Annotated in this window: 17 protein-coding genes; 1 reads left to right on the plus strand and 16 read right to left on the minus strand. The window is 64.5% G+C overall.

Translation table 11 applies throughout. From position 1 onward, the window contains the following. Positions 1–27 precede the first annotated feature (27 nt). Positions 28–1,182: a hypothetical protein gene (locus WMO64_RS01895; protein WP_294519957.1), complete on the minus strand. Its 1,155-nt coding sequence runs from the start codon at positions 1,180–1,182 to the stop codon at positions 28–30. A gap of 3 nt (positions 1,183–1,185) precedes the next feature. Beyond that, positions 1,186–1,833, minus strand: coding sequence for a redox-sensing transcriptional repressor Rex (locus WMO64_RS01900; RefSeq protein ID WP_294519960.1), 648 nt, complete (start codon positions 1,831–1,833; stop codon positions 1,186–1,188). 219 nt (positions 1,834–2,052) lie between these two features. Between WMO64_RS01900 and WMO64_RS01905 the strand changes: the two genes are divergently transcribed. After that, entirely contained in the window at positions 2,053–2,556 is a 504-nt protein-coding gene (locus tag WMO64_RS01905) for a nitroreductase family protein (RefSeq protein WP_294519963.1), read from the plus strand. A 43-nt stretch (positions 2,557–2,599) separates the two neighbouring features. On the opposite strand, the gene WMO64_RS01910 is transcribed toward WMO64_RS01905, so the two are convergent. The 14 genes from WMO64_RS01910 to dxr form a co-directional block, all read right to left on the minus strand. After that, positions 2,600–3,781, minus strand: coding sequence for an iron-containing alcohol dehydrogenase (locus WMO64_RS01910; RefSeq protein WP_349230823.1), 1,182 nt, complete (start codon positions 3,779–3,781; stop codon positions 2,600–2,602). A 103-nt stretch (positions 3,782–3,884) separates the two neighbouring features. Next, positions 3,885–4,214 (minus strand): phosphoribosyl-ATP diphosphatase, encoded by a 330-nt coding sequence (gene hisE, locus WMO64_RS01915; protein ID WP_294519969.1) that lies wholly within the window; start codon positions 4,212–4,214, stop codon positions 3,885–3,887. Positions 4,215–4,217: 3 nt separating this feature from the next. Beyond that, positions 4,218–4,544 (minus strand): phosphoribosyl-AMP cyclohydrolase, encoded by a 327-nt coding sequence (hisI, locus tag WMO64_RS01920; protein ID WP_294519972.1) that lies wholly within the window; start codon positions 4,542–4,544, stop codon positions 4,218–4,220. Next, a complete protein-coding gene (gene hisF / locus WMO64_RS01925) occupies positions 4,537–5,334 on the minus strand; it encodes an imidazole glycerol phosphate synthase subunit HisF (protein WP_349230824.1) in 798 nt (265 codons plus the stop codon). The genes hisI and hisF overlap by 8 nt, the downstream gene beginning before the upstream one ends. Then, entirely contained in the window at positions 5,328–6,050 is a 723-nt protein-coding gene (gene hisA / locus WMO64_RS01930; RefSeq protein WP_294519977.1) for a 1-(5-phosphoribosyl)-5-[(5-phosphoribosylamino)methylideneamino]imidazole-4-carboxamide isomerase, read from the minus strand. The genes hisF and hisA overlap by 7 nt, the downstream gene beginning before the upstream one ends. After that, positions 6,047–6,655 carry an imidazole glycerol phosphate synthase subunit HisH gene (gene hisH / locus WMO64_RS01935; protein WP_349230825.1) on the minus strand — a complete coding sequence of 203 codons (609 nt, stop codon included), beginning with the start codon at positions 6,653–6,655 and terminating at the stop codon, positions 6,047–6,049. The genes hisA and hisH overlap by 4 nt, the downstream gene beginning before the upstream one ends. Next, complete coding sequence (gene hisB, locus WMO64_RS01940) at positions 6,655–7,266, minus strand: imidazoleglycerol-phosphate dehydratase HisB (protein WP_349230826.1); 612 nt, start codon at positions 7,264–7,266, stop codon at positions 6,655–6,657. The genes hisH and hisB overlap by 1 nt, the downstream gene beginning before the upstream one ends. After that, positions 7,266–8,564 (minus strand): histidinol dehydrogenase, encoded by a 1,299-nt coding sequence (hisD, locus tag WMO64_RS01945; RefSeq protein ID WP_349230827.1) that lies wholly within the window; start codon positions 8,562–8,564, stop codon positions 7,266–7,268. Before hisD ends, hisB begins: the two co-directional genes overlap by 1 nt. After that, a complete protein-coding gene (hisG, locus tag WMO64_RS01950) occupies positions 8,564–9,202 on the minus strand; it encodes an ATP phosphoribosyltransferase (protein WP_294519990.1) in 639 nt (212 codons plus the stop codon). Before hisG ends, hisD begins: the two co-directional genes overlap by 1 nt. Then, positions 9,199–10,368, minus strand: a complete 1,170-nt coding sequence (gene hisZ, locus WMO64_RS01955; RefSeq protein WP_294519993.1) for an ATP phosphoribosyltransferase regulatory subunit — start codon at positions 10,366–10,368, stop codon at positions 9,199–9,201. Before hisZ ends, hisG begins: the two co-directional genes overlap by 4 nt. A 169-nt stretch (positions 10,369–10,537) precedes the next feature. Continuing rightward, positions 10,538–14,719, minus strand: a complete 4,182-nt coding sequence (locus WMO64_RS01960) for a PolC-type DNA polymerase III (RefSeq protein ID WP_349230828.1) — start codon at positions 14,717–14,719, stop codon at positions 10,538–10,540. 61 nt (positions 14,720–14,780) lie between these two features. After that, positions 14,781–15,818 carry a flavodoxin-dependent (E)-4-hydroxy-3-methylbut-2-enyl-diphosphate synthase gene (gene ispG / locus WMO64_RS01965; protein ID WP_349230829.1) on the minus strand — a complete coding sequence of 346 codons (1,038 nt, stop codon included), beginning with the start codon at positions 15,816–15,818 and terminating at the stop codon, positions 14,781–14,783. Between the two features lie 94 nt (positions 15,819–15,912). Then, positions 15,913–17,031: a M50 family metallopeptidase gene (locus tag WMO64_RS01970; RefSeq protein WP_294520003.1), complete on the minus strand. Its 1,119-nt coding sequence runs from the start codon at positions 17,029–17,031 to the stop codon at positions 15,913–15,915. 12 nt (positions 17,032–17,043) lie between these two features. After that, positions 17,044–18,198 (minus strand): 1-deoxy-D-xylulose-5-phosphate reductoisomerase, encoded by a 1,155-nt coding sequence (gene dxr, locus WMO64_RS01975; RefSeq protein ID WP_349230830.1) that lies wholly within the window; start codon positions 18,196–18,198, stop codon positions 17,044–17,046. Positions 18,199–18,227: the final 29 nt, after the last annotated feature.

An 18,227-nucleotide genomic window follows, 5' to 3' on the forward strand; every position in this document is an offset into this window, starting at 1 on the left:
GCCCCCGGCTGCCGCCGGGGGCTGTGCTTATGCAATTCGCTCCGTGACCACGCCGGCCTGTACCTTCTTGACCTTGGCGGAGTCCAGGGTCCCCGCAGAAGCGAGATGGCTGAGCAGGGTCCCGCCGGACTTCATTTTGGCGTCCAGCGCGTAATAGGACACATAGGCCACCTGGGCCCGGAGGAAGGGCTCCTCCACCAGCAGCTTGTACTCCCCGTCGGTGATGCACCCCAGCTCCAGGCTGCGCAGCAGCGCCGAATCCCACTGGAAATCCGGGTTGCTGCCGCTGTCCTGATAGCCCAGCGCCCGGAGCACAAAGGTCATGTACTCACCGGAGGTGATGGTGACATAGGGGGCAAAGTACAGCTCCTCGCTGTCCGCGCCCACGCCCTTGGTGTACCCCTTGGCGTAGGCATAGGTCACGTAGCTCTGGCACCACGCGGGCACGTCCACAAAGGGACAGGGCTCCGTTGTGGCCAGGGCCGCCTGTTCCTCACCCAGCAGGCGGAGAAACATGATCAGGCCCTCGATGCGGGTGGGGGCGTTCTCCAGCATCAGCCCGTCGCCGTAGGCCGTGTCGCCGCCCTTGAACAGCCCCATCTCCTTCAGGGCATTGGCCAGTTCGTTGTAATCCGTGGCGTCGCTCTTTACCACGGAGTAGAACCCCTGGGGCGCCAGCACGGCAGTGTCGGATGTGACAGTCAGCTGGCAGAGGGTGTTCTCCGCGGCCAGATAGCGGTGCTGCGCCGTCATAGCCGCACCGGAGGCCACATCAGCGGCGGTGGTCATGTCCACCACGCCGCCGCCTGAGGCGTAGGAGATGGTGGCCGACCCGGCCAGCAGCATGCCGCTGGAGCCGGTGTCCAGGGTGATGACGTCCCCGTGCTTGAAGCGCTGCTCGGTAAAGGAGGCGGCGTACCCGCCCCCCTCTCCCGCCAGCGCATTGGCCCGGGCCTGGTACAGCTCCGCCTGAGCCTTGAGCTCGTCCAGCGCGTCATCATAGACTTTCCCCAGCCCGGACTGGATCTCCTTGTCCGCCTGCGCCACCGTTTCGGGGATATAGGTATTGGTAATATAGGACTGGGTCAGCAGCGGGTCGGACGAGCTGCCGCCCGCCGCCACCGCCGCCACACAGCCGGCCAGCAGAAGCATGGCCAGCAGGGCTGCCGCAATTCGTCTCATTCCTTACTCCCGGGCGTCGTCCGCGTCGGAGATCATATAGCTCAGGGCCAACAGGCTGTCGGCAAAGTGCACATCCTCAATGATCACATTGTCCCCCTCGGCCAGGTTCAGCTCGATGTTGGTGAAGTTCCAGATGCCCTTTACGCCGGCGGCCACCAGCCGCTCCGCCAGGTCGTTGGCCACACGGCCGGGGACGGTGAGCACGCCCACGCTGGTGGGGTGCTCCGCCAGATACTCCTCCAGGGTATCCGCGTGGCGGATGGTCACAGCGCCGATGGTACTGCCCACAATGGCGGGATTGACATCAAAGGCCGCCGTCAGCTGGAAGCCGTTCTTCTCAAAGTGGAAGTTCTCGATCAGCGCCCGACCCAGGTTGCCGGCGCCCAGGATCACCGCCGTATGGGAGCGGTTCATGCCCAGAATATCGGAGATCTCTCCCCGCAGCTTCTCTACGTTATATCCATACCCCTGCTGGCCGAACTCGCCGAAGCAGGACAGGTCCTGCCGGATCTGGGAGGCGGTCAGGCCCATGGAGCTCCCCAGGGCGTTGGAGGAGATTCGAACGGTACCGGCTTGAAAGAGATCGTTCAGATGGCGGTAATACCGAGGGAGCCGCCGGATCACTGCGCTGGATACCTTCTGCTTTCTCATTGTCTTATCACACTCACTCTGTTTTGGTTGGCTGTTTCCCGTCAAACGGGGTTTCACGCTTATTTTTATAGTTTACCGCAGCGCCGTGCACTTGTCAATTTTTTTCACGGAATCCGCCTGCCGTGCCCGGTCCGGCTTTCTATTTTCCCTTACTTATGCTAGAATAGATACCTGCCTACTGCGGTTTTATTATCCGCACACTCAAAGGAGGAACACCCTATGCTGAAAGAACTGTTCGACCGCCGCAGCATCCGCCGTTACACCGACCGCCCCATCCCGAAGGAGGTCATCACCGAGCTGCTGCACGCCGCCATGAACGCTCCCTCCGCCCGCAATACGCAGAGCTGGCGGTTCCTGGTCATCACCGACCGGAAGACCCTGGACGACATGCCCTCCCTCCAGCCCTACACGGGCATGATGCGTCAGGCCCAGGCCGCCGTGCTGGTGCTGGGCGACCGCACCGCCGAATCGGACGAGGGGTATCTCTACGTCAACTGTGCCGCCGCCATCGAGAACCTGCTGGTGGAGGCGGTCCACCAGGGGCTGGGCGCCTGCTGGTGCGCGGTGGCCCCCAAGCCGGAGCGGATCGAGGGCTTCACCCGCTACTTCCGGCTGGACGGCACGGTGCTCCCCGTGGGCATCGTGGCTCTGGGCTGGCCCGCCGAGGAGCGGCCCAGAGTGGACCAGTACGACCCCAGCAAGGTCAGCTTCTGGAAGGGCTGACCGTCAAACCGCAGCGGCGCCCGGTGGGCGCCGCTGCATTTTTTTAGTGGTTGGCCAGCTGATAGACCAGATAGAGCTCGTCCTTCTCCATGGGGTGGAGCTGTCCCACCCTGCGGCCGCCGTAGTAGGTGGCCCGCAGCGCCAGGTCCCGGAGGACTGACTCACCCTGTATCCCCACGGCCTCTTTGAAGGAGATGGGCAGCTTCAGCACATCGCAGAAGTACCGCTCTGTGGCCCGGATGGCCGCCAGAGCAGCCCGCTCCTCGTCCTCCTCCTGGATGCCCCAGACGTTCCGGCCAAAGCGGGCGAAGCGGCCGGGGGCATCCCGGTACACATACCGAGCCCAGGCGGGCCACATGACGGTCAGGCTGGCCCCGTGGGGCAGGTCGAACATGCCGGAGAGCTCATGGCCCAGGGCGTGGGTGGAGAAGTCCTTGGGCTGGCCCAGACCGGTGAGGCCGTTGTGGGACAGGCTGCCGCACCACATGATCTCAGACCGGGCCTTCAGGTCATTGGGGTCGTCCATGGCCGCCCGGCCGTACTCGATCACCGTGCGGAGCAGCGCCTCGGCAATGCCGTCGGTGAGGGCGTTGTCGGTCTGGACGCTGAAATACCGATCCATGGTGTGCATCATGATGTCGGCCACGCCGCAGGCCGTCTGCTCGGGCGGCAGCGTACAGGTGAGGGCGGGGTTCATGATGGCAAAATCCGGCTGGTTGAAGGGGGTGTTGATACCCTTCTTCTGGCCGTTTTCTTCGTTGGTGAGCACAGCGGAGTCCGACGTCTCGCTGCCAGCCGCCGCAATGGTGAGGACGGAGCCCTTTTTCAGGGAGGCCGTCACCTTGGCCTTGCCGCTGTAATAGTCCCAGATGGGCACCTCGGGCCGGGCCAGGCCGTGGGCCACCGCCTTGGCTGTGTCGATCACGCTGCCGCCGCCCACCGCCAGTACAAAGTCGATGCCCTTGCCCTGGAACTTGTCCACCGTCTCCTGGGCCAGCCCCAGGTGGGGATTGGGCTGCACGCCGCCTACCGCCTGCCAGGGCAGTCCGGCCGCCTCCAGCGAGGCGGTGACCCGGTCCAGCAGGCCGCTGCGCACCGCGCTGCCGCCGCCGTAGATGACCAGCACATTGCTGCCCCTGGCGTCCCGGACCGCCTGCCCGGCCTGGGCCTCCGTATTCTCACCGAAAATGACCTTCGTGGGCACATGATAGGTAAATGCATTCATTTTCCAATTCCTCCTTGCGGCAGAACTTATGTCTGGCAACAGTATACTACAGATCCAAACAAAAGGCCATATCCGCTGTCTATCGGATATGGCCTTTTTATATTCAGGTGTTGTGGTCGGTGACCCGCATCTGCTTCAGATTGCCGATCTTGGCGCTGCGGCGGTCCAGCTCGGAGAGCACCGCGTCCAGCGGGATATTCTGGGCGGCCAGCAGGACCATCAGGTGGTAGAGCAGGTCGGAGCACTCGTTCACCGTGTCCTCCTGCACGCCGTTCTTGGCGGCAATGATGGTCTCGGCGCACTCCTCCCCCACCTTCTTGAGGATCTTGTCCACGCCCTTGTCAAAGAGATAGCAGGTGTAGGACCCCTCCTGGGGGTTGGCCCTCCGGTCCAGCACCACCTGATAGAGTCGCTTCAAAACTTCGTCGTTCATATGTCATTCCTCCATTGAAATTTCCCGGAAAAAGCAGCTCCGCGCCCCGGTGTGGCAGGTGGGACCCACGGGATGGCAGAAGTAGAGCAGGGTGTCGGTGTCGCAGTCGGTGACCATCCGCTCCACGTGGAGGAAATGGCCCGAAGTCTCCCCCTTGTTCCACAGCTTCTGCCTGCTGCGGCTCCAGAACCAAGCGGTCTTGGTCTTCAGGGTCAGCTCCACCGCCTCCTTGTTGGTGAAGCCCAGCATCAGCACCTCCAGGGTGTCCGCGTCCTGGATGATCACCGGAATCAGCTCCGACTTCTGAAACAGCTGGTCCAAATCAAACATGCAGACGGCCTCCCATCCACTCGCTCTTCTCCGGCCGGCGGACCGGGATGCCCCGGTCCCGCAGGTACTCCTTGACCTCCTCCACGGTCAGCTCGCCGAAGTGGAAGAGGGACGCCGCCAGGGCCGCGTCGCAGCCGGTCTCCTCAAAGACCTGGGCAAAATGCTCCAGACTCCCGCAGCCCCCCGAGGCGATGACTGGAATGCCCACCGCCTGGGTGATGGCCTTGGTCATGGGCAGGTCAAAGCCCGCCTTGGTGCCGTCGGCGTCCATGGAGGTGAGGAGGATCTCCCCCGCCCCCAGCCGCTGGCCCTCTCTGGCCCATTCCACCGCGTCCAGCCCAGTGGGGTTGCGGCCGCCGGCGGTCACCACCTCCCAGGTGCCGTCTCCCCTGCCGCGGGCGTCGATGGCCAGCACCACGCACTGGGAGCCGAACCGCTCCGCCGCTCGGGAGATGAGGGTGGGGTCCTTCACTGCCGCCGAGTTCACCGAGATCTTGTCCGCCCCGGCCCGGAGCAGCAGCTGGAAGTCCTCCAGGGTGCGGATGCCGCCCCCCACGGTCAGGGGCACAAAGACCTGCTCCGCTGTCCGCTCCACCGCGTCGGCCACGGTGTCCCGGTTGTCGCTGGTGGCGGTGATGTCCAGAAAGACGATCTCGTCCGCCCCCGCGTCCGAGTAGTACTTGGCCAGCTCCACCGGGTCGCCCGCGTCTCGGATGTTGACAAAATTGACTCCCTTGACCACCCGGCCGTCCCGCACGTCCAGGCAGGGAATGATCCGTTTGGCTAGCACTGGTCCCCAGCCTCCTTTACCGCCTCCGCCAGGTCGATGGTCCCGGCATAGTAGGCCTTGCCGATGATGGCGCCGTAGAGGCCCATATCCCGCAGGCGCTTGATGTCGTCCAGGCAGGATACGCCCCCTGATGCGGTGATGTTGCAGGACACCGTCTTCTGGAGCTGTGCCAGCTGGTCATAGGATGGGCCGGACAGCATCCCATCTGTCGCAATATCTGTAAAGATAATATTCTTTACGCCAATTGACTCCATTTTTGCGGCGAATTCCAGGTAGTCCAGGCCGGAGTTCTCCTCCCATCCGGCGGTGCGTACCTTGCCGCTGAGGCTGTCGATGCCCACGGCCACCCGGTCCCCGTAGAGCCCCAGGGCATAGGACACCAGGCCGGGGTTGGTAACCGCCGCAGAGCCGATGACCAGCCGGTCCACCCCGGCCTCACCCACGGTAATCACGTCCAGCTCGGTCTTGATGCCGCCCCCCAGCTCCACCTTGAGGCCGGAGTTCTGGATGACCTGATAGATCATGGGGAAGTTGACCCGCACACCGCTGCGGGCCCCGTCCAGGTCCACCATGTGGATGTGGCGCGCTCCCGCTTCGTAAAAAGCACGGGCTACAGTGAGGGGATCGTCGGCAACCTGGTGGACCGTTGCAAAATCTCCTTTGTAAAGCCTTACGACCTTACTATCTTTCATGTCAATGGCAGGAAAAAGTTTCATCGGTTCAGCTCCCCAAAGTTTTTCAGGATTTGCAGGCCGGTCTCCCCGCTCTTCTCCGGGTGGAACTGGCAGCCGTACACATTGCCGCTGCGCACCGCTGCCACCACCGACACGCCGTACTCCGTGCGGGCGATCACGTCCTCCTCCGACGCGGCCACACCGCAATAGGAGTGGACAAAGTACACCCACGCGCCGTCCTCCAGTCCCCGGAAGATGGGGCCGTCATTCTGGAAGGTCAGGCTGTTCCAGCCGATGTGGGGCAGCTTCCGGTCGGTCTCAATCCGCTTGACGCGGCCATGGACAAGTCCAAGGCCTTTACACTCCCGCACCTCTTCTCCCATGTCGAAGAGCAGCTGCATCCCCAGGCAGATGCCCAGGATGGGCTTCCGCTCCGCCTGGGACACCACCACCTTGTCCAGCCCGGACCGGCGCAGGCGCTCCGCCGCGTCGGGGAAGGCCCCCACGCCGGGCAGGATGATGGCGTCGGCCCGCTCCAGTGTCCCGGCGTCGTCGGTGACCCGGGTGGGCAGGCCCAGATAATCCATGGCGTTGGCAATGCTCTTCAGGTTGCCCACGCCGTAGTCCACGATTGCGGTATAGCCCATCACAGCACCCCCTTGGTAGAGGTGACGCCGCACCCCTCCACCTTCACCGCGTCCTTCAGGGCCAGGCCCAGGGACTTGAACAGGGCCTCGGTGATGTGGTGGGCGTTGCGGCCGTAGAGTGCCTTCATGTGCAGGGTCAGTCCCCCGTTGACCGCGAAGGCCCGCATGAACTCCTCGGTGAGGCAGGCGTCATACTCCCCCATGCGCTCCTGGGGCATCTCCGCCTCATAGACCAGGAAGGGGCGGTTGGAGATGTCCAGAGCGGTAAAGCCCAGGGCCTCGTCCATGGGCACGTAGGCGCTGGCAAAGCGGCGGATGCCCTTCCGGTCGCCGATGGCCTGCCGGAAGGCCTGCCCCAGGACGATGCCGGTGTCCTCCACGGTGTGGTGGCCGTCCACCTCCATATCCCCCCTGGCCTCCAGCTCCAGGCCGAAGCCTGCGTAGAAGGCCAGGGCGTGGAGCATGTGGTCAAAAAAGCCGATGCCGGTGGACACCTTCACCTCTCCCCCGTCCAGACAGAGGTTTGCGCTGATCTGGGTCTCTTTGGTCTTACGTTCCATGGTATAGGCCCGGACAGGGGCGTCCCCCGCCTTGTACACACGGCTCTCCATCAAAATTCCTCCTTGGCCGGCGCATCTTCAAAGCGCACCCGGATGGCGTTGGCGTGGGCGGTGAGCCGCTCCGCCTCGGCCAGGGCAATGATCTGGTCCTTCACCGGCGCCAGCTGCTCCCGCTCATAAGAGATGACGCTCATGGTCTTGAGGAAGCTGTCCACGCTCAGGGGCGAGAAGAAGCGGGCGGTGCCGCTGGTGGGCAGTACGTGGTCCGGTCCGGCCATGTAATCCCCCAGAGGCTCCGGGGACCAGGCCCCCAGGAACACCGCGCCGGCGTTGCGGATGGCGGGCAGCAGGGCCCGGGGGTCCTCGGTCACGATCTCCAGGTGCTCGGGAGCGATCTCGTTGGCCAGGGCGGCACAGCCGTCCAGGGTGTCACAGACAATAGCGCAGCCGAAGTCCCGGAGGGAGGCCTCCATGATCTCGCTGCGGCTGAGATACCCGGTCTGTCGGATGATCTCCTTGTCCACCGCCTGGGCCAGCTCCATACTGGTGGTCAGCAGCACGGCGGAGGCCAGTTTGTCGTGCTCGGCCTGGCTCAGCAGGTCGGCGGCCACGTACACCGGGTTGGCGCTGCCGTCGGCAATGACCAGCACCTCGGAGGGCCCGGCCACCATGTCGATATCCAGCTTGCCGTAGGCCATCCGCTTGGCCGCCGCCACAAAGGCGTTGCCCGGCCCCACCAGCTTGTCCACCCGCGGAATGAACCCGGCCCCGTAGGTCAGGGCGGCCACCGCCTGGGCGCCGCCCACCGCAATGACCCGGTCCACCCCGGCGATCCTGGCCGCGGCCAGCACGGCGCTGTTCAGATTCTCGGTGGGGGGCGTGACCATCACGATCTCCTCCACCCCCGCCACCTTGGCGGGCACCGCGTTCATCAGCACCGAGGAGGGGTAGGCCGCCGTGCCGCCGGGCACGTAGATGCCCACCCGGGTCAGGCCGCGGACCACCCGGCCCACCACGCCGCCGTCAGGCGAGCGCCACTCCATGGTGCGGGTGAGCAAATGCTCATTGTAATCCCGGATGTTGGCGGCGGACCGCTCCATGGCCCCGATCAGCTCCGGGGAGCAGGAGGCGTAGGCCGCATCCAGCTCTTCCCGGGAGATCTCCCTGGGCTCCGCCTTGTCAAAGCGGAGGGAATACTCCCTGACAGCTGCAAAGCCATTTTCCATTACATTGCTCAGTATATCAGCCACCGCGCGGTCCACGTCCGCACTCACTTCGGCCGCTCTGGCCCGCATGGCGGCAATTTTATTCTTTTCCGACGTTCCGTCGGCACGGATAATCTCCAGCATCACTTTTTCTCCAATTCCCGCTCACATCTGGCGATAAAATCCTGAATCTCCGCCTTGCGGAGCTTCATGCTGGCTGTGTTGACGATCAGCCGAGCGCTCACCGGCGCCACGGTCTCGATGGGCACCAGTCCGTTCTCCTTCAGGGTAGCGCCGGTCTCCACAATGTCCACGATGGCGTCGGCCAGGCCCAGGATGGGGGCCAGCTCCACGCTGCCCTCGATCTTGATGATGTCCACGTCCATGCCCTTCTTGGCGAAGAAGGTCCGGGCCACATTGGGGTACTTGCTGGCGATGCGCCGGGTCTTGTAGGTGCCGTAGAAGTCGCTGCCCTCCTTCACCGCCAGGGCGAAGCGGCACTTGCCAAAGCCCAGGTCCAACACCTCGTAGAAGGCGCCCCCCTGCTCCAGGATGGTGTCCTTCCCGGCGATACCCAGGTCGCAGACGCCGTGCTCCACGTAGGTGATGACGTCGGGCGCCTTGGCCAGCACCCCGTCCAGAGGGTAGTTGGGGATGGTGTGGATCAGACGGCGGCCCGGGTTCTTGATGGGGGTGCAGTCCAGCCCCATGGCCTCAAAGAGGGCCACTGCCTTGTCCTGCAGGCGGCCCTTGGTCAGGGCGATCCTCAGATTCTGACTCATACCTCCACCATCCTCTCTCCGCCGTTTTCCAGCACCAGTACCACGGGCGCCCCCTTCTCACGGGCCAGGCTGAGGGTGGACTCCAGCGCCCGGCAGGGGGACAGCTCGCAGGAGCCGGGCTTCCGGGCGTCCAGCACTGCCAGCGCCCTGGCAAACTCCCCGTCTCCGTAGTGGATCAGCATCTCCAGCCCGGCGGAAGACACGGCGGGCAGACAGGCCGCCACCGCGTCCACGTCCACAGCAAAGCCGGTGGCCTGGGCGGGCCGTCCGAAGGCGCCCACCAGCTTGTCATACCGTCCGCCGGAGAGAACGGCGTCCCCCGCCCCCTCCACGTAGCCCCGGAAGACCACGCCGGTGTAGTAGTCGATCTGATGGACCAGGCCCAGATCGAAGCGGATGTGCTCCCCATAGCCCGCGTGCTTCAGCTCGCCGTACAGGTCCCGCAGGTAGTCCAGGGCGTCGCTGCCGCCGGAGAGGGTATCCGCCTCATCCAGCACCTCGGCCCCGCCAAAGAGGTAGGGCAGGCGGCGGAGGGGCCGGACGGCGCTCTGTCCGTCATAGGGCTCCAGCAGGTCGTTGAGGGCGGCGAAGTTCTTGCCCTCGATGAGGGAGCGCATCTGCTCCGCCGCCGCCGCGGGCATATCCACCCGGGCGGTCAGCTCCCGGAAGAAGCCCACGTGGCCCAGCTCCACATGGAACTGCTCCAGCCCGGCGGCCTTCAGCGCGTCCACGGCCAGGGCCACCATCTCCAGGTCGGCCTTCTTCCCCCCCGCGCCGATGAGCTCCACGCCGCACTGGGCGATCTCACTGCTGCCGCCCCGGTGCTCCTGCCCGGAACGGAACACGGTCTGGTCATAGTAGAGCCGCTGGGGCAGAGGTACGGTGCGCAGCTTGGTGGCCGCCACCCGGGCGATGGGGGTGGTGCAGTCAGGCCGCATGACCATGATCTTGCCGGAACGGTCGATGATCTTCAGCATGGCCTCCTGGGGCAGCGGATTGCCCGACTGGAGGAAGAGGTCGTAAAACTCCACCTCGGGGGTGATGATCTCCGCATAGCTGCGGCGGCGGAAAAGCGCCGTCAGGGCCTGCTGGACCTGGCGCCGCTCCCGGCACTCGGCAAACAGCCGGTCCCGGGTGCCCTCGGGGGTATGTACCGTGTAATTCACGTAAAATCCTCCTATGCCCGATTTTTGCTTTTCCATGGTAGCACATTACCATACTAAAGTCAAGGTTTTTTCAGCCGCTGTCCACTCTTGGCTGTCCGCCGCGGAAAAGCAGCGGCTGCACAGGCGGCCGGAACATGCCGACTGCCTGCGCAGCCGCAGGAAAAATGTCTCAGAACAGGGTCATCTGGCTGGTATCCGGCATTCCGTCCATGGCGCCGGCGGCTTTGAGCAGTTCAATATGGGTCTTGGATACCTTGGGGCAGGCGGCGGAAAACTCCTCTACCGAGATGAACTCCTTGCCCTCCCGCTGCTCCATAATGGACCAGGCCGCCGTCTCGCCCAGGCCGGGGATGGCCGAGAAGGGCGGGATCAGCGCTTTGTCGTTGGTCTGGCTGAAGATGAAGTTGATGGCGTGGGACTTGTACAGGTCCACATGCTCAAAGGTGAAGCCACGGAGATAGAACTCGTAGCATACCTCCAGCGTAGTGAGCATGTCCTGCTCCACGGCGGTGGCCTCCTTGTCCTTGGCCTTGATCTCCTTCATCTTGGCCTTCACCACGTCCATGCCCCGGCACATATAGGTCTCGTCAAAGGCCTTGGCCCGGATGGAGAAATAGGCCGCGTAGAAGGCCAGAGGCCGGTGGACCTTGAACCAGGCGATGCGGAAGGCCATCATCACGTAGGCCACGGCGTGGGCCTTGGGGAACAGGTACTTGATCTTTTTGCAGGAGCCGATGTACCAGTCGGGCACGCCGGCGGCCTTCATCTCCTCTTCCGCACCCTCGGGCAGGCCCCTTCCCTTTCGGACCGACTCCATGATCTTGAAGGACCGCTTCTCCGGCATGCCGCAGGAGATGAGGAAGAGCATGATGTCGTCGCGGCAGCCGATGGCCTGGCCGACCGGGATGCCCTGGTTGACGATGAGCTCCTTGGCGTTGCCCAGCCACACGTCGGTGCCGTGGGAGAAGCCGGACAGGCGGATGAGGATATCAAACTCGCTGGGGCTGGTGTCCTCCAGCATGCCCCGGACAAAGGAGGTGCCGAACTCGGGGATGGCCACCGCGCCGGTGGGGCCCAGCACCGGGTCGTCCACAAACCCCAGCTCCTCCGAGGAGGTGAAGAGGGACATGGTCTTCTTGTCGTCCAGAGGGATGTCTGTCCGGGCGTTGACGCCGGTCAGGTCCTCCAGCATGCGGATCATGGTGGGGTCATCGTGTCCCAGCATGTCCAGCTTCAGCAGGTTGGACTCCATGGAGTGATATTCGAAGTGGGTGGTGACGATGTCGGTGTTGGGGTCGTCGGCGGGGTGCTGGACGGGGCAGAAATCGTAGATCTCCCGGTTCTGGGGGATGACCACCATGCCGCCGGGGTGCTGGCCGGTGGTGCGCTTGACACCGGTGCAGCCCTGGGCCAGCCGGTTCTCCTCCGCCCGGGGCACGTGGATGCCCCGCTTCTCCAGGTACTTCTTCACGTAGCCGAAGGCGGTCTTTTCCGCCACCGTGCCGATGGTGCCGGCCCGGAACACGTGGGTCTCGCCGAAGAGCTCAAAGGTGTACCGGTGGGCCTTGGCCTGGTACTCGCCGGAGAAGTTCAGGTCGATATCGGGCACCTTGTCGCCGCCGAAGCCCAGGAAGGTCTCGAAGGGGATGTTGAAGCCGTCCTTGGCGTACTGGGCGCCGCAGACCGGGCACACCGCGTCGGGCATATCCGCGCCGCAACCCGCCCCCAGCTCCTTGGCGATCTCAAAGTCGGAGTGCTTGCAGTTGGGGCAGCGGTAGTGGGGCGGCAGGGAGTTGACCTCCGTGATGCCCGACATGAAGGCCACCAGCGAGGAGCCCACGCTGCCCCGGGAGCCCACCAGATAGCCGTGCTCCAGAGAGTTCTGCACCAGCTTCTGGGCGGACATGTAGATCACGTCGTAGTGCCGCTTCAGGATGTCTCCCAGCTCGGCGTTGATGCGGTCGGAGACGATCTGGGGCACCTCTTCGCCGTAGAGGGACTTGGCCTTCCCCCACACCAGCCGGGACAGCTCCCCGGCGGAGTCCTCCAGCTTGGGGGCGAACAGGCCCTTGGGCAGAGGGTTGATGCGGTCGCACCAGTCGGCCACCAGGTTGGTGTTGCGGACCACCACGTTGTAGCAGTCCTCCTTGCCCAGGTAGGAGAACTCCTCCAGCATCTCCTCCGTGGTCTTGAAATACAGGGGCAGAGGCGCGTCGCAGTCCTCAAAGCCCTTGGTGTCCAGCAGGATGTGGCGGTAGATCTCGTCCTCCGGGTCCAGGAAATGGACGTCGCCGGTGGCGCACACCGGCTTGTCCAGGGCCTTGCCCAGGGCCACGATAGTGCGGTTGAAGTCCCGCAGCTCCTCCTCGCTCTGGACCATGCCCTTGCGGAGCATGAAGCCGTTGTTGCACAGGGGCTGGATCTCCAAAAAGTCGTACCAGGAGGCGATACGCTTAAGCTCATTGAAGTCCTTGTGCTTGACCACCGCCTCAAAGAGCTCGCCCGCCTCACAGGCGGAGCCCAGGATCAGGCCCTCCCGGTACTGGTTGATCAGGCTCTTGGGCATGATGGGGTACCGCTTGAAGTGCTCCAGATGGGACTTGGAGATGAGGGTATACAGGTTGCGCAGGCCCATGTTGTTCTTGGCCAGCACGATCAGGTGCTTGGGCTGGCGGCGGGCCTTGCCCTTCACCCGCAGGCGGGTCATCTCCGGGTTGATGGACTGGAGGGTGTGGATGCCCAGGTCCTGGAGCATCTTGAAGAAGGGCACCAGCATGTAGGCCACCATGCCGGCGTCCGCGTCGGCCCGGTGGTGCTTGAAGGGGGGCAGCCGCAGGTGCTCCGCCACAATGTCCAGCTTGTACTTGCCCAGGTCGGGCAGCAGGTTCTGAGCCAGGATCAGGGTGTCGATAGAGGTCTTTTCAAAGGGAATGCCGTACCGGCGGCAGCCCTCGGCGATAAAGCCCATGTCGAACTCGGCGTTGTGGGCGGCCAGAGGCCGGTCCCCGGCGAAGTCCAGAAAGGCCCGGATGGCCTCCTCCTGGGAGGGAGCCCCCTCCAGCATCTTGTCGGTGATGCTGGTCAGCTCCACGATCTCCCGGCTCAGGGGACGGCCGGGAGAGACAAAGGTATCGAAGGTCTCGGCGATCTCGCCCCCCCGCAGGATGACCGCGCCGATCTCGATGATCACATCCCGCCGGTTGTCCAGACCGGTGGTCTCAATGTCGAAGCAGACCACCTCGCCGGTGAAGTCCTGCTCCTGCTCCCCGTGGACCACCACCCGGTCGTCCACGTCGTTGATGTAGTAGGCCTCCACGCCGTAGAGCACCTTGATGTCCTTGGCGGCGTGCCAGGCGTCCGGAAAGGACTGGGCCACGCCGTGGTCGGTGATGGCGATGGCCCGGTGGCCCCAGCTTTCCGCCCGCTTGACCACAGACTTGGTGGGGGTCAGGGCGTCCATGGTGGACATGGTGGTGTGGAGGTGGAGCTCCACACGCTTCTCCGGGGCGTTGTCCTGCTTGGTCTCCTTCTTCCCCTCCATGATGGCGTAGGGCTCCAGCACCATCTCGCCGGAGAACCGGTCCACGTTCAGCTTGCCCTGGACCAGCAGGTGCATGCCCTCCTTCACGTTGTCCACGATGGGCTTGCCCTCTTCACCGGGGAAAAACTTGTTGATGTGGATGGAGCCGGTGTAGTCGGTCATGTCAAAGCCGATGACCCAGGCGCCCCGCTTCTTCAGCTCCTTGTGCTCCACCGCAAACACGTCGCCCTTGACGATGACGGTGCCCATGTCCAGGTTCAGGCTCTTCATGGCCGTCACTTCGCCCTTGATCTCCCGGCGGCCGAAGATGAGCTTTCCGCCTCCCTTTTTGCTGTCCGGCTTTTTAGCGGCAGGGCGGCAGATCTTCAGCTTCTGGAGGGCCTCACGGCGGATCTCCTCGGTGCGGCGGAAGGCCGCCTCGGCCTCCGTCTCCCGGTGGGGATGCTCCTCAGGGGCGGGCACCTCCTCCGGAACGGAAGGCCCTTGCTCCACGGGCGGCTCCGGGATGGGCTGAGGTTCCGGCCGGGCCTCCGGTGCAGGCGGCACCTCAGGCGCCGCCGCTTCGCTGCGGGGACACAGCAGTTCCAGCATCACCTGCCCCACCTGGTAGGCGTCGGCCAGAGAGCGCTCCCAGCGGCGGCGCAGATCGTCGCCGGGCAGGGACGGGCACTCCACCCGGGCGGAGATGGACCGGGTCGTCCGGTCGATCACCGCTCCAGTGACCGTACATCCGGCGGCCAGGGCCGCCAGCTCCTCCCCTGGCTGCCAGGCGGAAAACAATGTCAGAAAGGGTATCTTTTGCTCAGGCATAGCACCAACGCTCCCACACACGGTTTCACACCGGAACAGGGGGTTCCCCGCTCCGGGCTTATCACAGTTCGTCGATCATCTGGAACAGCTCGTCCACCAGCTGCTCCTGGGGCACCTTTTTCACGATCTCCCCACGGCGGAACAGCAGGCCCACGCCGTCTCCCCCGGCGATGCCCACGTCGGCGGCGGAGGCCTCGCCGGGTCCGTTGACCACGCACCCCATCACCGCCACGGTGATGGGCTTGGTCACACTCTGGAGCCGCTCCTCCACCTGCTGGGCCAGGCCGATCAGGTCGATGCGGGTGCGGCCGCAGGTGGGGCAGGAGATGAGCTCCGGGCCCTCCCTCCGCACGCCGGACACCTTCAGGATGTCTCGGGCGGCATACACCTCTTCGATGGGGTCGGCGGACAGGGACACCCGGATGGTGTCGCCGATGCCCATGGCCAGCAGGCCGCCGATGCCCACCGCCGACTTCAGCACGCCCATGCGGGGCGTGCCCGTCTCGGTGACGCCAAGGTGTAAAGGATAACTACTTCTCTCACTCATCAGCCGGTAGGCCGCCATGGTGATGGGCACGCTGGAGGACTTGAGGGACACGCAGATATCGTCAAAGTCGTACCGGTTGAGCAGTTCAATGTGGCCGAAGGCGGATTCCACCAGGGCCTCGGCGGTGACGCCGCCGTATTTGGCCAGCAGCGGCTTCTCCAGGGACCCGCCATTGACGCCAATTCTGATGGGAAGTCCTTTCACTTTACAGGCATTGGCCACAGCCTTCACCCGGTCCTCCCCTCCGATGTTGCCCGGGTTGATGCGCACCGCGTCGCACCCGGCGGCCACGCACTCCAGGGCCAGCTTGTAGTCAAAGTGGATGTCCACCACCAGCGGGATATGGATCTGCTCCCGGATGGCGCCCACCGCTCTGGCCGCCGCCATGTCGGGCACCGCCACCCGGATGATCTCGCAGCCCGCGGCCTCCAGCCGGAGAATCTGCTCCACTGTGGCCTTCACGTCGTCGGTGCGGGTATTGCACATGGACTGGATGGTCACCGGCGCACCGCCGCCCACGGGCACCTTGCCCACCATGATCTGCTTTGTCATAGGTATCTCCCCCGTTCACCTTATGTCTAGGGACAGGCACCTCCCCTCCCATGCAGGAGGAGAGGTGCCCGTCGGGAGACTGCCGTCTCTCCTTTTATTTGCCGAACAGCTTGAGCACATCGGAGCAGGCCACCAGGATCATCAGCCCGATGAGGAAGATGAAACCGGCCGCGTTGATATACCCCAGATATTTCTGGGCGATGTGCCGTTTGGAAAAGAGATTGTAGATCTTATCCACAATGAGGAACAGGATCTGTCCGCCGTCCAGGGCGGGAATGGGCAGCAGGTTCATCACCGCCAGGTTGATGGCGATGAAGGCCACAAAATAGGCGATGCTGCTGGCCACAGCGGCCACCCAGTTCTGCCCGGTGGCCTGGGCGCTCTCCTGGGCCTGATTGCCCACGTCGCTCATCATGGTCACGATGCCCACCGCGCCGGACATATCCCGGATGCCCACCGCGCCGGTGAACAGGTCGCCCAGGCTGACCCACACCAGGCGGATGGTGTCAATGGAATTATACCAGGCCAGCCGCAGCCGGTCAAATGCATTGGCCTGGGCGATGGTGAAATTGATGCCCCGCTTGAGGACCTGGTTGCCGTTCTCATCCAGCACCGGGTTGCCGTTCTCGTCCGCCATGGCCAGCCAGGGCATGGACAGGTCCTCCAGCTTCACCCGCTCCCCGTCCCGCACCACGGTGATATCCATCACCTCGCCGGCCCGGTTGAAGAACAGGCTGATGTCCTCCTGGAGGTAGATGGCGTGGCCGTCCACCTCCACAATCCGGTCTCCGGCCATCAGGCCGTCCTGGCCCTGGGCGGAAAAGCCGTCCATAAAACTGGCGATGACCGGGGTGACATAGCTGGTGGTCCCCGCAAAGAGGATGACGAAAATCAGCACGCCGGTCAGGAAGTTCATGAACGCACCGGCGGCCAGCACGATCAGCCGCTGCCAGGCCGGCCTGTTGCCGAAGGCCCGGGGGTCCCCCGAGTCCTCCTCCTCCCCCTCCATGGCGCAGAAGCCGCCGATGGGAAAGAGTCGGATGGTGTACTCGGTCTCCCCCCTCTGCCGGTGGAAGATGCGGGGGCCCATGCCGACGGCAAACTCGTTGACCTTGACGCCCACGGCCTTGGCCGCGACGAAATGGCCCAACTCATGGACCGCGATGAGCAGTCCGAACATCAAGATTGCGATGAGGATATAGACGATGATCATAGAATGCTTCTCCTAGCGTTGGGTTCCCTGGGCGGACAGCACCGCGTCCCGGGCCGCCCGGTCGGCGGACAGAATCTCCGCCAGGCCGCCGCCGTACACCGGGGCCACCTGGCTGAGGGCTCGCTCCACCAGCCGCGGAATGTCCATAAAGCCGATCTTCCGCTCCAGAAACAGCCCCACAGCCGCCTCGTTGGCCCCGTTGAGCACCGCCGTGGCGGTGCCCCCCGTCCGTGCCGCGCCGATGGCCAGCCCCAGGCAGGGGAAGGCCTCCATATCCGGCGGCGCGAAGTGGAGAGGCGGACAGGTCAGCAGGTCCAGAGGCTTTGCCACCGCCTCCGTCCGGGCGGGCCAGGTGAGGGCGTACTGGATGGGCAGGCGCATATCCGCGCTGCCCAGCTGGGCGATCATGGCATTATCACAGTATTCCACCAGGGAGTGGACTATACTTTCCCGGTGCGCCACCACGGAAATTTTCTCCGGCGGCATGTGGTAGAGCCGCATGGCCTCGATAAACTCCAGGCCCTTGTTCATCAGGGTGGCGGAGTCCACGGTGATTTTTGCGCCCATGGACCAGTTGGGGTGCTTGAGGGCCTGGTCCAGGGTGACATGCTCCAGCTGCTCCCTGGTGTACCCGAAGAAGGGGCCGCCGGAGGCCGTGAGGATCAGCCTGCGGACCTCTCCCCTGTCCCGGCAGCCCTGGAGGGACTGGAACAGGGCGGAGTGCTCCGAGTCCACGGGCACGATCTCCGCGCCATAGCGCTCCGCCTCCGACATCACCAGCTCGCCGCCGCACACCAGGGTCTCCTTGTTGGCCAGGGCGATGCGCTTGCCCCGGGCGATGGCCGCCAGGGTGGGCTTCAGCCCCACCATACCCACCACGGCGGTGATCACCGTGTCGGCGGAGGGCAGAGCGGCGGCCTCCTCCAGGCCCTCGGGGCCGGAGGCCACCCGGATGTCCGTATCCGCCAGCCGGACCCGCAAGTCCGCGGCCGCAGCCGGGTCCATCATCACTGCAAGCTCGGGCTTGAACTGCCGGGCCTGCGCCTCCATCCGCTCCACATCCCGGTTGGCAGTCAGGGCCGCCACGGTCATGCCGCAGGCGGAGATCACGTCCAGAGACTGCCTGCCGATGGAGCCGGTGGAGCCCAGAAGGGAAATTCTTCTCATATCCGCAATCCACTCCTTACGTGAGGTGG

Source organism: Pseudoflavonifractor intestinihominis (assembly GCF_040096055.1).
Taxonomy (GTDB): Bacteria; Bacillota; Clostridia; order Oscillospirales; family Oscillospiraceae; genus Pseudoflavonifractor; species Pseudoflavonifractor intestinihominis.

What these genes read in the sequence shown, in the direction of transcription:
- hisD (WP_349230827.1), bottom strand. Translation starts at nt 8,564, where the DNA reads ATGCTGGAGATTATCCGTGCCGACGGAACGTCGGAAAAGAATAAAATT.
- WMO64_RS01910 (WP_349230823.1), bottom strand. Translation starts at nt 3,781, where the DNA reads ATGAATGCATTTACCTATCATGTGCCCACGAAGGTCATTTTCGGTGAG.
- hisE (WP_294519969.1), bottom strand. Translation starts at nt 4,214, where the DNA reads ATGAACGACGAAGTTTTGAAGCGACTCTATCAGGTGGTGCTGGACCGG.
- ispG (WP_349230829.1), bottom strand. Translation starts at nt 15,818, where the DNA reads ATGACAAAGCAGATCATGGTGGGCAAGGTGCCCGTGGGCGGCGGTGCG.
- hisB (WP_349230826.1), bottom strand. Translation starts at nt 7,266, where the DNA reads ATGGAGAGCCGTGTGTACAAGGCGGGGGACGCCCCTGTCCGGGCCTAT.
- hisI (WP_294519972.1), bottom strand. Translation starts at nt 4,544, where the DNA reads ATGTTTGATTTGGACCAGCTGTTTCAGAAGTCGGAGCTGATTCCGGTG.
- WMO64_RS01960 (WP_349230828.1), bottom strand. Translation starts at nt 14,719, where the DNA reads ATGCCTGAGCAAAAGATACCCTTTCTGACATTGTTTTCCGCCTGGCAG.
- hisA (WP_294519977.1), bottom strand. Translation starts at nt 6,050, where the DNA reads ATGAAACTTTTTCCTGCCATTGACATGAAAGATAGTAAGGTCGTAAGG.
- WMO64_RS01970 (WP_294520003.1), bottom strand. Translation starts at nt 17,031, where the DNA reads ATGATCATCGTCTATATCCTCATCGCAATCTTGATGTTCGGACTGCTC.
- hisG (WP_294519990.1), bottom strand. Translation starts at nt 9,202, where the DNA reads ATGAGTCAGAATCTGAGGATCGCCCTGACCAAGGGCCGCCTGCAGGAC.
- WMO64_RS01895 (WP_294519957.1), bottom strand. Translation starts at nt 1,182, where the DNA reads ATGAGACGAATTGCGGCAGCCCTGCTGGCCATGCTTCTGCTGGCCGGC.
- WMO64_RS01905 (WP_294519963.1), top strand. Translation starts at nt 2,053, where the DNA reads ATGCTGAAAGAACTGTTCGACCGCCGCAGCATCCGCCGTTACACCGAC.
- dxr (WP_349230830.1), bottom strand. Translation starts at nt 18,198, where the DNA reads ATGAGAAGAATTTCCCTTCTGGGCTCCACCGGCTCCATCGGCAGGCAG.
- WMO64_RS01900 (WP_294519960.1), bottom strand. Translation starts at nt 1,833, where the DNA reads ATGAGAAAGCAGAAGGTATCCAGCGCAGTGATCCGGCGGCTCCCTCGG.
- hisH (WP_349230825.1), bottom strand. Translation starts at nt 6,655, where the DNA reads ATGGGCTATACCGCAATCGTGGACTACGGCGTGGGCAACCTGAAGAGC.